The sequence below is a fragment of the Streptomyces javensis genome (genome assembly GCF_039525925.1).
Taxonomy (GTDB): domain Bacteria; phylum Actinomycetota; class Actinomycetes; order Streptomycetales; family Streptomycetaceae; genus Streptomyces; species Streptomyces asiaticus.
In genome coordinates this window covers 63,075-75,803 of sequence record NZ_BAAAIF010000050.1, presented here as the reverse complement: position 1 = coordinate 75,803, position 12,729 = coordinate 63,075, and the positions used below count along the sequence as shown (strand labels likewise).

The following is a 12,729-nucleotide window of genomic DNA, read 5'->3' as shown; positions in this document are numbered from 1 at the left end:
GGGCGGGGCGGGGGCGGGCGCCCGTGTGGGGGGCGTGGGGGCGGAGCCCCCCCGCGCCGCGGTCCCGCGTCGGGTCACGCGTTCGCCTTGCGGCCCGCCGCCGGGGTGCGGCGGCCGGGCGCGAGGCCGAAGCGGCGGGCCAGCCGCCGCAGCCGGGCGCGGGCGGCGGTCCGGTAGCGCTCCCAGAGGCGGGCGAACCGGCTCGCGCGCAGCTCCTCGAAGAGCTGGTCATAGCGCCGGGCGATCGGCTCCGGGTCATAGATCCGGGAGCTCTCCAGGGCCGCCGCGCCCATCGCCCGCCGGGCCGGGGCATCGCCCATCAGCTCCATCAGGGCGCTCGCCAGCGCGTGCTTGTCCCCGGTGGGGACGAGCCGCCCGGTGACCCCGTCCTTGATGATCTCGGCGGGACCGAGCGGGCAGTCGGTGCTCACCACCGGCACCCCGCAGCGCATGGCCTCCACGATCGTCATCCCGAACGACTCGGCGTCCGAGGCGACCGCGACCAGCGACGCCTTGGCGAACTCCGCCTCGATGGGGGAGCGGGACCCCATCAGCTCCGCGCTCCCGGACAGGCCCAGCCGCTCGATGCGCTCCGCGAGCCGCTCCTTCTCCGCGCCCCCGCCGTAGATCCGCAGCCGCCAGGCCGGGAACTTCGCCGAGATCTCCGCGAAGGCGTCGATCAGCAGGTCGAAGCGCTTGCCGCGGACCAGCCGCCCGGCCGCCGCGATCACCGGCTCGGTGCCCTCGGAGGGGGCGACATCGGGCTCGGGGACGCTGTTGGGTATCGCCAGGGTCCGCACCCCCGGCATCGGCATCTTCCCGCGGTAGACCGCGGCGTCCGCCTCCGTCGTGGTGACCACGGCGTCCAGCGCCCGGTAGAACGGGGCCAGCTCCGCCCGCAGCTTCTTGCTGTGCGCCTCGTACCGCAGATGCTCCTGGGCGATGCGCAGCGCGCGGCGCGGGGCGAAGCGGGAGACGTAGACGTTCACCCCCGGCCGGGTGCCGATGATCACATCGGCGTCGCAGCCGCGCAGATACTCCGCGGCCCGCGTGTCCACCAGCCGGTTGTACTGCTTGATCCGCTTCTCGCCGGCCGGAAAGTCCCGGCTGGCCTCGAAGAACAGCGGGTCCTTCGCGTCCGCGCCCTCCGGACGCGTGTCCACCAGGGGGACCAGCCGCACCCGCGGGTCGAGGGCGAAACGCGGCGTCTCGCGGTGCCGCATCATCGAGACGATCTCGACCTCGTGGCGGTCGGCGAGCGCCGTCGCGAGGTTCATGGTCGTCCGGATCGTTCCGCCGATCCCGTAGGCGTTGTGCAGCAGGAATGCGATCTTCATGCGGTATTTTCTCCGGCCGGGTGCGTCTCCGGGGCGAGTTTCCCCCGGAAGCTGCTCGACACCTTGTCGAGGCCCGGTAAGCCCACCGCGTGAAGAAGGTGAGAGCGGGGTAAGAAGCCCCGCTCAGGACCCCCGCCCGCCGCGGGCACCGCTGTGGCCTTGGCAGACTCGGGGTGTGACCAACACCGTGCTGCTCGCCGAGGACGACCGTGCCATCCGCCAGGCCCTGGAACGCGCCCTGACCCTGGAGGGGTACCGCGTCACCGCCGTGCCCGACGGGATAGAGGCGCTGGCGGCCATCCACCGCGAGCGCCCGGACGTGGTCGTGCTGGACGTGATGATGCCGGGCGTGGACGGGCTCCAGGTGTGCCGGGTGCTGCGCGCCGAGGGCGACCGCACCCCCATCCTCATGCTCACCGCGCGGGTCGAGACCGCCGACCGGATCGAGGGGCTGGACGCCGGCGCGGACGACTACGTGGCCAAGCCCTTCGAGATCGAGGAGGTCTTCGCCCGGCTGCGCGCGCTGCTGCGCCGCGCCGCCCCCGCCGAACCGGCCGCGCCGGAGGACACCGCCATCGACGGGGTGCTGGAGGTCGCCGATCTGCGGCTGGACTCCTCGGCCCGGCGGGTCTGGCGCGGCGGTACGGAGCTGGAGCTCACCCGCACCGAATTCGACCTGCTGGAGCTGCTGGCCCGCAACGCGGGCATCGTCCTGGACCACACCACGATCTACGCCCGCATCTGGGGCTACGACTTCGGCCCCGGCTCGAAGAACCTCGCCGTCTACATCGGCTATCTGCGCCGCAAGGTCGATCCGGAGGGGCGCGCCCCGCTGATCCACACGGTGCGCGGGGTCGGATACAGCCTGCGGGAGGAGTGATGGTGCGGCTCCCCCCGCTCCGCCGTGGCCGGCCCAGTCTGCGGACCACCTTCGCGCTGTCGTTCTCGGCGGCGGCCACCGTGGTCACCCTCCTGGTCGGCGGGCTCAGCTACGACGCGGCGGCCGGGCTGGTGCGGGTGGACCAGCAGTCGGCGTTCGACGACGTCATCCGCGATCTGCGCGACGAGGTCCGCGGCGAGAAGGTGATCCTGCGGCAGTACCCCTCGGAGGCCGTCGGGCCCGTCCCGTACGACCTGCGGGACGATCTGCGCCGGATCAGCCGGATGGACGTCCAGGTGATCAACGGCCGGGGCACGGTCTACGATGCGGGCAAGCCCCCGCTGCCGGTGATCGACGACGACCGGACGACCGCCGCCTCCCGCACCCCGGGCACCGTCCTACGGCGCGAGATCGGCATCGGCGGGGAGCAGTACCGGGTGGCCACGGTCGCCGTGGGCGACGGCACCGGGGCGATCCAGGTGGCCCAGCAGATCAGCGACACCGAGGATCTGCTGCGCGAGCTCCAGAAGCGCACCGCGCTGTTCGTGGTCGCCGTCATCCTGGCCGCCGGGCTGGCCGGCTGGTGGCTGGCCGGGCGGATCACCCGGCGGCTGGTGCGGCTGACCAGGGTCGCCGAGAGCGTGGCCGCCACCGGCCGGATGGAGGTCGCGGTGCCGGTCGCCGGGGACGACGAGGTGGGCCGCCTCGGGCGGGCCTTCGACGGCATGCTCGGACAGCTCGCGCGCTCCAAGGACGACCAGCGGCGGCTGGTCCAGGACGCCGGGCACGAGCTGCGCACCCCGCTCACCTCGCTGCGCACCAACATCTCCCTGCTGCGCCGCTTCGAGGAACTGCCGGGGCCCGCGCGCGAGGATCTGCTGGCCGATCTGGCGGGGGAGACCCGGGAGCTGACCGATCTCGTCAACGAGCTGGTGGACCTGGCGGCCGGGCAGCGGGACGACGAACCCCGTACCGAGGTCTCGCTGGCGGAGGTGGCCACCACCGCCGTGACCCTCGCCCGGCGCCGGACCGGCCGGGAGATCACCGTACGGGCCGAGGGCGACAACCGGCTGACGGGCCACCCGGCCACCCTTCAGCGTGCGGTCTCCAATCTGGTGGAGAACGCGGCCAAGTTCGACCAGGGCGGCACGGAGCCCGTCGAGGTGGTGATCAGCGGCCGCCGGGTGGAGGTACTCGACCGGGGGCCGGGCATCGCCGAGGAGGACCGCGAGCGGGTCTTCGACCGCTTCTACCGCGCGCCCGGCGCCCGCAGTCTGCCCGGGTCGGGGCTGGGCCTGGCCATCGTGCGCGAGGTCGCCCTGGCACACGGCGGCACGGTGTTCGCGCGGCCGCGACCGGGTGGGGGCGCGATACTGGGCTTCACGGTCGCCGACACCACCGCGGCGCCGTGACACCGCGCCGCGAAGCCTCCGCCGCGCGGCAAGGGCTTCGACCCCGGCGGCCGACCAGTCGACCGTCCCCGCCGTGGACACCCGCACCGGCGGGCTGACCGCGGTCGGCGCGCCGGGGGCTGGGGCGGGGTCCCAGATTCGGGAAGGGGCGGGGTGGGGAGCGGCTTGCCGCAGGCGTTACGGCTTGCGGGCCACTCCCGCCCACATGTTGATGTCCGCGCTGCGGATGTCATCCGGCCGGTCCCCGGGTTCCGGATTCCAGTGGTGGGGCTCCGACACACCCGGGTCGACCAGCTCCAGACCGTCGAAGAAGGCCCCGACCTCGCTCTGGGAGCGGGTGGTGAAGGAGATCCCGCTCTCCTTGTAGACCTGGATGACGTTCCGCCAGGTCTCCTCGGAGAAGTCATGCGTGGAGTGGGTCAGCATCAGATAGCTGCCCGGGACCAGCGGCGCCATCAGCTCGCGGATGATCTCGTACGGCTTGTCCTCCTCCGGAATGAAGTGGAAGAGGGCGTTCACGGAGATCGCCACCGGCTGGTCCAGGTCCAGCGTCTCATGCAGCTCGGGGGCGCTCATGATCCGCTGGGGATCGCGCACATCCGACTGCACATAGGCCGTACGGCCCTCGGGGGTGCCGACGAGCAGCGCCTGGGCGTAGGCCAGCACGATGGGGTCGTAGTCGGTGTAGACCACCCGGGCCTCCGGGGCGACCGCCTGGGCCACCTGGTGGAGGTTGGGCTCGGTGGGTATGCCGGTGCCTATGTCCAGGAACTGCCGGACCCCGGCCTCGCGGGCCAGCCAGCGGGTGGCGCGGTGGATGAAGGCACGGTTGACGGTGGCGTTGAGCCGGACGGTCGGATAGACCTCCAGCACCCGCCCGGCGGCCTCCGCGTCGACCTCGTAGTGGTCCTTGCCGTTGAGGTAGAAGTCGTACATCCGAGCCGGGTGCGGCTTGGTGGTGTCGATCTGGTCAGGGGCGAGCCCGTTGTCGGTCACGCGGCCCTCCGTTCCGGTGCGGAACCCGCCGAGGTGGTCAGGTTTTCTGGGCGTGTGAGCAGGAAGTCCGCGGCGCCGGCCTTGGCGCCCTGGATGAACTTCTCGATTTCGTGGTGGGTGTAGATCAGGGCGGGGCCGTCCGGATCGGTCGACTGGCGCAGGGCCACCCGCCCGTCGTTCAGCCGCATGACCTCCACGCAGGCACCGCCGTTGGGGCCGCTCCAGGGCTTGGCCCAGCCTTCGGTTCCCAGATGTTTGGCGGGCATGCCGTTGTACACATGTACCTGATCCACAGTCAGAGCTCCTTGCGAATCCCACGGAGAAAGTTCTCCGTCCGCCGCGCCGGTGTGGCCTGGGTGCCCATGCGGTCCAGGGCCTCCAGATAAGCGACCACATCGGAACGTTGGTCGAGATAGCCGGCGCCGGTCAGGCCCTCGGCATAGACGATGTCCGGCAGTTCCGGGATCTGGAACCGGAAGAGCTGGAAGGGTCCGCCCATGCCCGGGTGAGGGCCGGCGGAGAACGGCACCACCTGAAGGGTGATGTTCGGTCTTTGCACCGCTTCGATCAGACGGTCGACCTGGGCGCGCATCACCGTGGGACCGCCGATGGACAGACGGAGCACCGTCTCGTCCATCACGACCCACAGATGCGGTGCGTCCGGGCGGCTGAGCAGCTCCTGGCGCTCCATCCGCAGTGCCACGCGGCGCTCGAGCTCCTGGGCGGACCCGTGCGGGAAGCCGATGGAGAGCAGCGCGCGGGCGTAGTCCTCGGTTTGCAGCAGTCCGGGTATGAAGTGCGGCTCATAGGCGCGGATCCGGCTGGCCGCGCCCTCGAGGCTCACATAGAGGCTGAACCAGTCCGGCAGCACATCGCGGAACCGGTGCCACCAGCCGGGCCGGTTGGCCTCCTCGGCGAGTGCGAGGAAGGCGTCGATCTCCTGCTGCTCGGCGCCGTAGGTCTGGAGCAGCTTCTCGACATAGGGGAGTTTCAGGCCGACTTCGGCCTTCTCCATCCTGCGCACGGTGGTCTGGTTGACGTGCAGCGCCCTGGCGGCCACGTCGTAACTGACGCCGGCTTTTTCGCGAAGGTCCCGCAGCCGCATGCCGAGGACCATCTGCCCGACGGTCGGGGCAGATCGCGCTTCACCCACGTCGTACCTCCTGGGACGGTCTTGTCAGGATCAGTGTGCCACGTACGAGGTGGGGACAACAGAGTGCTCTGGCTATTCTGCATTTTGCAGATCGCGCCTTGCCAACTGATGCTCGCAGCAACGATAGTGACGGGTGTGACCAGTCCAACGTGGCTGCTGTGTCGCGCACTTGCGGCATTCACGTACGGCATTCACGCCCCCACAGGTAGGACGGACGGAAGGCACATGGCCGTGGCATTGCGTCAGCGCTCGACGATGGCCCACCACCCGAGCTCCGGGAGCGTTGACTCCGCCCTCCGTCAGGAGAGGTTCCAGCTGCCCGCCAGAGGCGCCTCGGTCGCGGTCGCCCGGCACCGGGTGCGGTCCCGGGCGCCGGAGTGGGGCTTTGCGGAGGATGTCTGCGAGGCCGCGGAACTGGTGATGTCCGAGCTGTTCACCAATGCCCTGGTGCACACCGGGAGCGAGCAGATCCTCTGTGTGCTGCGCGCCCATGAGCGGCGGATGCTCTATGTCGAGGTCGCCGACCAGGGCGGCGGACCGGCCGTCCCCACGCCCCGGGAGGCCGGTCTGGAGGATGAGTGCGGACGCGGACTCGCGCTGGTCCGCGCCCTGGCCGACGCGTGGGGGGACCGGCCGGGCGTGAACGGCGGGCGGGTGGTCTGGGCCCAGATGAGCGTGACCGCCGGCCGCTGACGCCGGGACCGGCCCCTCGGCCCGTCACACCGCCGTCGTGCGCTGCTTCCCCGGGGCGGCCGGGGCGTCGGCGCGGCCCCGGGAGAGGGCGGCGTCCCGGGTCTCCCGCATGGTGAGGTAGACGACGAGCGAGACCGCGGCGCACGCCGAGACGTACCAGTAGTACCCGGACTCCACGCCGCCCTTCTTGAACCACAGCGCCACATACTCGGCCGTGCCGCCGAACAGCGCGTTGGCCAGCGCGTACGGCAGGGCCACCCCGAGCGCCCGGACATGGGTGGGGAACAGCTCGGCCTTCACCACGGCGTTGATCGAGGTGTAGCCGGTGACGATGACCAGCGCCGCGAGCGAGAGCAGCAGCGCCCCGGCGAAGCTGTCGGCGTGCGAGAGCGCGGTCATGATGGGGACGGTGCAGAGCATCGAGCCGATGCCGAAGGTGATCAGCAGCGGACGGCGTCCGATCCGGTCCGAGAGCGATCCGGCCAGCGGCTGCAACAGCATGAACAGGAACAGGGCACAGAAGCTCACCAGCGAGGCGTCGGACTTGCTCATCCCGGCCGTGTTCGACAGGTACTTGGTGAGATACGTGGTGTACGTGTAGTACGCGACCGTGCCGCCCATGGTCAGCGCGATGACCAGCGCCGCCTCCTTGCGGTGGCGCAGCAGCTCGGCGATCGTCCCCCGGTCCCGGCCCTGGTGGTCCTCCTCCTCGGTGTAGACCTCGGTCTCCAGCAGATTGCGCCGCAGCCAGAAGATCACGGCCGCGCCCACGGCGCCGACGACGAACGGGATGCGCCAGCCGTAGGAGTGCAGCGCGTCATCGGACATGGTGTGCTGAAGCAGGATCTGTAGACCGAGGCCGATCAGCTGACCTGCCGTCATCGACACGTACTGGAAGCTGGAGACGAAGCCGCGGCCGCCGGGCCGGGACGCCTCGGTGAGATAGGTGGCGCTGGCCGCGTACTCACCGCCCACCGACAGCCCTTGCAGCAGCCGGGCCACCAGCAGCACGACCGCGCCGAAGTAGCCGACCTGGTCATAGGTCGGGGCGATGGCGATGAGCAGCGCGCTCGCCGACATCAGCGTCACCGTCAGGGTGAGCGCCGCCTTGCGGCCGCGCCGGTCGGCGAACCGGCCCAGCAGCCAGCCGCCGACGGGACGCATGAAGAAGCCCACCGCGAAGATCCCGGCGGTGTTGAGGAGCTGCGCCGTGTCGTTGCCCTTGGGGAAGAAGGCACCGGCGAAGTAGGTGGCGAAACTGGCGTAGACGAACCAGTCGTACCACTCGACGAGATTTCCGATCGAGCCGCCGAACACGGCTCGCCAGGGGGTGCGTGGTTGGCTCCGGGGAGCGCTGTCGGTCACGGGGCCTCCAAGTGAGCGGGGTGAACTCCACACCCCTACCCCGCGGAGGGCCGGTTGGAAAAGAGTTTCCGTGGTGGGGTCGCGACCGGGCCGGGGAGGTCAGCCCTGGCCGGCCTCCTCCAGCGCCGCCATCCGCCGCTTGCCCCACACGCCCAGCGGGCCCAGCGCCGTATTCAGCTCGTCGCCCTGCTCGGTCAGCGAATACTCCACCTTCGGCGGCTTCACGTCGTAGATCTCCCGATGGACGATGCCGTCCGCCTCCAACTCCCTCAGCTGCTGCGTCAGCACCTTCTCCGTCACACCCGGGACCAGCCGACGCAACTCCCCGAAACGGCACCGCTGGTGATTGAGCGCCCAGATGATCAGGACTTTCCACTTTCCGTCGATCACATCCACGGCCGCGTCCAGACCGCAGACATAAGGCTGCTTTCCCAAAGCCCCGCCCGCCCCCACTGACCTCAAGGTAAGTACGCACTGTTTAGTGCGTACTTGCCCACACTACCGCCGTGGAACGAGCCTGTGATCGGCGCGCCGAACCCCTACGACCAAGCGGTATCGAAACCCCTGGAGCAACTGAGATGAGCGAATCCCCCGTGACGGTGCTGGGCCTCGGCGACATGGGCACTGCCCTGGCCCGCGCCCTCCTGCGGGCCGGGCACCGGACGACGGTGTGGAACCGTACGGCCGCCAAGGCCGAGGCGCTCGCCGCCGAGGGCGCGCTGACGGCCGCCACCGCCGGTGAGGCCGTCGCGGCGAGCCCCCTGGTGGTGGTCTGCCTGCTCGACTACGACTCCGTACGGCAGGTGCTGACCCCCCTCGCGGACGCCCTGTCCGGCAAGGCCGTCGTCAACCTCACCAACGGCACGCCGCGGCAGGCCCGCGAGCTCGCCGCGTGGGCGGCCGGACACGGTGCCCGGTACCTCGACGGGGGCATCATGGCAGTCCCGCCGATGATCGGCACACCCGCCGCGTTCCTCCTCTACAGCGGCTCGCCCACCGCCTTCGCGGACCACCGGGCCGCGCTGGACCTCTTCGGCGAGAGCCACCATCTCGGCGAGGACCCCGGCCGTGCCCCGCTGTACGACATCGCCCTGCTCAGCGCGATGTACGGGATGTTCTCGGGGGTGCTGCACGCCTACGCCCTCGTACGGTCCGACGGGGTGGCGGCGGCCGATGTCGCCCCGCTGGTGGGGCGCTGGCTGACCGCCATGTCCGGGGCGGTGGACGGCTACGCGCGGCAGATCGACTCCGGTGACCACGCCACCGGGGTGGCCTCCAACCTCGCCATGCAGTCGGCCGCGTATCGCAACTTCACCAGCTCGGCCCGGGACCAGGGCATCAGCCCCGAACTGATCGCCCCGATCGGCCACCTCATGGCCCGCCGGGTCGCCGACGGCCATGGCCATGAGGGCCTCTCGGGGCTGGTGGAGCTGCTCGGCGGCGGGTGGCCCGGCGCGTCGCCCGTCACCAACGTCCCCGGACAACACAACTAGGGCCCGTCGTCGTGGGATGCCCCGGCTTCACATGCCGATCGCTCCGTCGATGCGCTCGCGCAGCAGGTCGGCGTGGCCGTTGTGGCGGGCGTATTCCTCGATCATGTGGATGAGGACCCAGCGCAGCGACACCGTTCCGCGCCAGGTGTCGTCACCCTCGACGTCGAGGTCGGGGGCCTCGGTGACGAACCGTTCGGCGAAGGCCACCTCGGTCCGCCAGGTCTCCCACGCGGCCGCGATCCCCACGGGGTCGTCCGTGGCGCCGTCGAAGTCCCCGTCGGGATCGGCGGCTGAGGAGAAGAGGGCCGGCGGGTCCTGCCCGGCCAGGACCCGCCGGAACCAGCGGCGTTCCACCTCGGCGAGGTGTCTGACCAGGCCGAGCAGCGAAAGCGTGGACGGCTCCACGGACCGCAGGGACAGCTCAGGGCCCAGGCCGGAGCACTTCAGTCGCAGCGTGGCGCGCTGGGCGCGCAGGACATCGACGAGGATGCGCCGTTCGTCGCCGGTGGTCGGGCCGGTGAATCGGCGGGCGCCGCCCGCGCCGCCGAACAGTTCGCCTCGTCTGGTGGGGTCGCTCATGTCCGCCCTTCACACGCCCTGTCGAAGACTCGAGGCGGCGCCCAGACGGCGTAGGGCCAGCTCGTCGGCTGCCTGCGCCGGGGTCCGGCCGAGGCGCTGGGCGGTCTCCAGCAGGTCGCTGACGGTGTCCTCGATGGCGCGGACGCGTGCGTGGGCCGTGTCGGCATCGGCGTGGTGGAGTTCGGCGCTGATGGCGTTGATGACTCCGCCCGCGCTTGCGACATAGTCCGGCACCCAGATGATGCCCCGGTGGTGCAGCAGGTCCGCGACGTGCGGAGCGGCGAGCTGGTTGTTCGCCGGTCCGACCACGGCTCGGCAGCGCAGCTCCGCCACGTTCCGCTCGGTCAGGACGGAGCCGAGCGCCGAGGGGACCACGATGTCCACGTCCGCGGCGAGGATCTCGCCGGGCGCCCGCCAGACGGCGCCGAGCTCATCGCTGATCCGCTCCTTGTCCGGGTCGATGTCAGTGACCGTCAGGGCCGCGCCCTCCGCGGCCAGGAGGCGGGCGAGCCCGGCGCCGACGCGGCCCAGGCCCACGATGGCGAGACCGCGGCCCTTCAGGCTCGCGGTGCCGTACAGCCGTCGGCTGACGGCCCGCAGCGCGGCGAGCGTCCCCCGGGCGGTGTGGGGGGACGAGTCGCCGCTGCCGCCAAGATGTGCCGGCCGGCAGAAGACATGGGGGGTGGTCTCCCCGATCACCGCCATGTCGGCGGGGCCGGTGCCGACATCCGGTCCGGTGGCGTACATCCCGCCGAGCGAGTCGATGACGTCCGCCACGTCGCGCAGCACCTCGCGACGTCGGCCGGGATCGAGTTCCACCCCCTCCGGCAGGGCCACGACGGCTTTCCCGCCGCCGCTGGGCAGCCCGGCCACGGCGAACTTGGAGGTCATGGCGGCCGACAGGCGGAGGGCGTCGGTGAGACCGTCCCGCCAATCCGGATAGTGCCAGAGCCGAAGACCGCCGGCGGCCGGACCGAGCGCCGTGGAGTGAACGGCCACGATCACCGGAAGCCGTGAGCGCGAACCGGTGTGGATCGCGACCCTTTCATGATCGAGCATGAGCCTGCCGTCCTTTCATCTGTTCGGTCAGGTGGTGTCATGCTGCGCGATCGATTCATGGCACGGGGGAGTCGCCGAACGTTTGGGTAAATGTGGGCTACGGTCGTCGACCATGGACGAACTTGATTCGGAGATCGTGCGGCTTCTCCAGACAGATGCGCGGCGGTCCAACCGGGAACTCGCCCGGCAACTCGGTATCGCGCCCTCGACCTGCCTGGAGCGGGTCCGGTCGCTCCACCGACGGGGCGTCATCCGCGGCTACCACGCCGACATCGACCCCGCGGCTCTCAACCGCGGGGTTCAGGCGCTCGTGTCGGTTCAGGTGCGACCGCTCAGCCGCGTTGTCATCGATGCCTTCAAGGGCTTCGCCAGCGGTCTGCCGGAAGTCCTCCATGTGTTCGTCCTGTCCGGAGGCGATGACTTCCTGCTGCACGTGGCGGTGCAGGACCTCGACCACCTGCATGCCTTCCTGACCGACCGGCTCAGCAAGCGTGGTGAAATCACCGGCTTCCGCACATCGGTCATCTTTCAGCAGGTGAGCAACACCGCCCCGGCACGCCTTGGTTAGGCGTGGTGCTGAAGGACGGCCTCGCCGCGCTCGGGCAGACGCGGGTCGGACAGGTGGGGGTCGGGTTCCTCGTCGCCGGTGGGCTGGCGGGGGATCGGGTGGGGGAGACGGAGCGAGGGGCCGGGCTCGGCGGGTACGTCGGGGCCGACCGGCACCTCGTGCGGGCCGGGTCCGCCGGGCCCCTCCGGAAGCTCCGGCCCGCCGGCTCCACCGGCTCCACCCGCGGCATCGCGCCCGTCCTGTCCGGGGGCGTCCGGCGCCTCGATGACCGTGACCTCGGAGTCCTCGGCGGCCGCTTCCGCCTCGGCCTCCGCCTCGGCGTTGTGCACCGTCAGCATCACCAGGCCGGTGCTCGCGACGAGGGCCGCCACCAGGGCCAGCAGCGTGCCGGGCGCGCCGTGCCGGAAGTGCTCGCCCAGCGCGGCGATGCCGACGGCGGTGGCGACCACGGGGTTGACCACGGTCGCCGTCGCCAGCGGCGAGGCCAGCCCGGCGCCCCGGTACGACGCCTGGGACAGCAGCACCCCGCCCGAGGCCAGCAGCCCGATGGCGATCAGGCCGGGCAGGTTGTCCTGCCACGCGTCCCAGGTCCACTCCACGGCCACGTTCTTGGTGACCACCGACGAGACGCCGAAGGCCGTCCCCGCGGCCGCCGCCAGCAGCACACTGCGGATCCCGGGCGACCGCATCAGGCGAGCGGCCCCGATCAGCACGGCGACGACGGAGACCGTGGTCACGATCAGCCAGAAGCCGTCCCGCTCGGCCAGCGCCTGGGCCCGCGAGGAGCCGGTCAGCGAGAGCAGTCCGGCGAGCCCCACGGTGGCCAGCAGCGCGCCCCGCCAGCCGGCCGCGCCGACCCGGCGGCGGACGAACACGGCCGCCATCGGCAGGGCGAAGACGATCGTGAGAGCCCCTAGGGGTTGCACCACGCTCAGCGGGCCGTAGGCCAGGGCGGCCACATGGAGGACCGCGCCCGCCCCGTTGAGGGTCACCGCGGTCCACCAACTCCCGCGCCGCAGCGGAGCAGAGGCGAGGCGCGGCGTCGTGGCCGCGACATGCTCCTGGAGTATGGCTCCGGCGGCGTAGCAGACCGCGGAGACCAGGGCCAGCAGCACAGACAGCGCGAGGGAGGTCACGTCGCGGCCCCCTGGGCCGATCGGTCTTCGTCCATGCCCTCATCCTTGACGGTGGGGT

General features: G+C 71.4%; 14 protein-coding genes. 5 read left to right on the top strand and 9 right to left on the bottom strand.

Annotation, left to right across the window (positions count from 1 at the left end; genetic code table 11):
- Window positions 1–74 precede the first annotated feature (74 nt).
- A complete protein-coding gene (locus ABD329_RS33580; RefSeq protein ID WP_198276134.1) occupies window positions 75–1,337 on the bottom strand; it encodes a glycosyltransferase family 4 protein in 1,263 nt (420 codons plus the stop codon).
- Between the two features lie 175 nt (window positions 1,338–1,512).
- Between ABD329_RS33580 and ABD329_RS33575 the strand changes: the two genes are divergently transcribed.
- Together ABD329_RS33575 and ABD329_RS33570 are read left to right on the top strand one after the other, a co-directional pair.
- Complete coding sequence (locus tag ABD329_RS33575; RefSeq protein ID WP_198276133.1) at window positions 1,513–2,217, top strand: response regulator transcription factor; 705 nt, start codon at window positions 1,513–1,515, stop codon at window positions 2,215–2,217.
- Window positions 2,217–3,629, top strand: coding sequence for a sensor histidine kinase (locus ABD329_RS33570; protein ID WP_198276132.1), 1,413 nt, complete (start codon window positions 2,217–2,219; stop codon window positions 3,627–3,629). The genes ABD329_RS33575 and ABD329_RS33570 overlap by 1 nt, the downstream gene beginning before the upstream one ends.
- A 177-nt stretch (window positions 3,630–3,806) precedes the next feature.
- Here ABD329_RS33570 and ABD329_RS33565 read toward each other — a convergent pair whose 3' ends face one another.
- The 3 genes from ABD329_RS33565 to ABD329_RS33555 are packed head-to-tail and all read right to left on the bottom strand — an operon-like array spanning window position 3,807 to window position 5,778.
- Complete coding sequence (locus tag ABD329_RS33565; RefSeq protein ID WP_198280431.1) at window positions 3,807–4,625, bottom strand: SAM-dependent methyltransferase; 819 nt, start codon at window positions 4,623–4,625, stop codon at window positions 3,807–3,809.
- Complete coding sequence (locus ABD329_RS33560) at window positions 4,622–4,918, bottom strand: DUF397 domain-containing protein (protein WP_198280430.1); 297 nt, start codon at window positions 4,916–4,918, stop codon at window positions 4,622–4,624. Before ABD329_RS33560 ends, ABD329_RS33565 begins: the two co-directional genes overlap by 4 nt.
- A gap of 2 nt (window positions 4,919–4,920) precedes the next feature.
- The gene (locus tag ABD329_RS33555) at window positions 4,921–5,778 is read right to left on the bottom strand and encodes a Scr1 family TA system antitoxin-like transcriptional regulator (protein ID WP_198280429.1); all 858 of its coding nucleotides are present in this window, start codon (window positions 5,776–5,778) and stop codon (window positions 4,921–4,923) included.
- 225 nt (window positions 5,779–6,003) lie between these two features.
- Here ABD329_RS33555 and ABD329_RS33550 point away from each other — a divergent pair, with 225 nt between their 5' ends.
- Window positions 6,004–6,471, top strand: a complete 468-nt coding sequence (locus tag ABD329_RS33550; RefSeq protein ID WP_198280428.1) for an ATP-binding protein — start codon at window positions 6,004–6,006, stop codon at window positions 6,469–6,471.
- A 24-nt stretch (window positions 6,472–6,495) separates the two neighbouring features.
- Here ABD329_RS33550 and ABD329_RS33545 read toward each other — a convergent pair whose 3' ends face one another.
- On the bottom strand, window positions 6,496–7,836 hold the full coding sequence (locus ABD329_RS33545; RefSeq protein ID WP_198280427.1) for an MFS transporter: 1,341 nt from the start codon (window positions 7,834–7,836) through the stop codon (window positions 6,496–6,498).
- Between the two features lie 99 nt (window positions 7,837–7,935).
- Complete coding sequence (locus tag ABD329_RS33540; protein ID WP_198280426.1) at window positions 7,936–8,271, bottom strand: winged helix-turn-helix transcriptional regulator; 336 nt, start codon at window positions 8,269–8,271, stop codon at window positions 7,936–7,938.
- Between the two features lie 143 nt (window positions 8,272–8,414).
- On the opposite strand from ABD329_RS33540, the gene ABD329_RS33535 reads away from it, so the two are divergent.
- Window positions 8,415–9,329, top strand: coding sequence for an NAD(P)-dependent oxidoreductase (locus ABD329_RS33535; RefSeq protein WP_198280425.1), 915 nt, complete (start codon window positions 8,415–8,417; stop codon window positions 9,327–9,329).
- A gap of 27 nt (window positions 9,330–9,356) precedes the next feature.
- On the opposite strand, the gene ABD329_RS33530 is transcribed toward ABD329_RS33535, so the two are convergent.
- Together ABD329_RS33530 and ABD329_RS33525 are read right to left on the bottom strand one after the other, a co-directional pair.
- A complete protein-coding gene (locus ABD329_RS33530; RefSeq protein ID WP_198280424.1) occupies window positions 9,357–9,908 on the bottom strand; it encodes a DinB family protein in 552 nt (183 codons plus the stop codon).
- Between the two features lie 9 nt (window positions 9,909–9,917).
- Window positions 9,918–10,967 carry a Glu/Leu/Phe/Val family dehydrogenase gene (locus ABD329_RS33525; protein ID WP_198280423.1) on the bottom strand — a complete coding sequence of 350 codons (1,050 nt, stop codon included), beginning with the start codon at window positions 10,965–10,967 and terminating at the stop codon, window positions 9,918–9,920.
- Between the two features lie 112 nt (window positions 10,968–11,079).
- Between ABD329_RS33525 and ABD329_RS33520 the strand changes: the two genes are divergently transcribed.
- Entirely contained in the window at window positions 11,080–11,535 is a 456-nt protein-coding gene (locus ABD329_RS33520; RefSeq protein ID WP_198280422.1) for an Lrp/AsnC family transcriptional regulator, read from the top strand.
- Here ABD329_RS33520 and ABD329_RS33515 read toward each other — a convergent pair.
- Window positions 11,532–12,671 (bottom strand): DMT family transporter, encoded by a 1,140-nt coding sequence (locus tag ABD329_RS33515; RefSeq protein ID WP_344317356.1) that lies wholly within the window; start codon window positions 12,669–12,671, stop codon window positions 11,532–11,534. The two genes, ABD329_RS33520 and ABD329_RS33515, sit on opposite strands and share 4 nt — an antisense overlap.
- Between the last annotated feature and the right edge of the window lie 58 nt (window positions 12,672–12,729).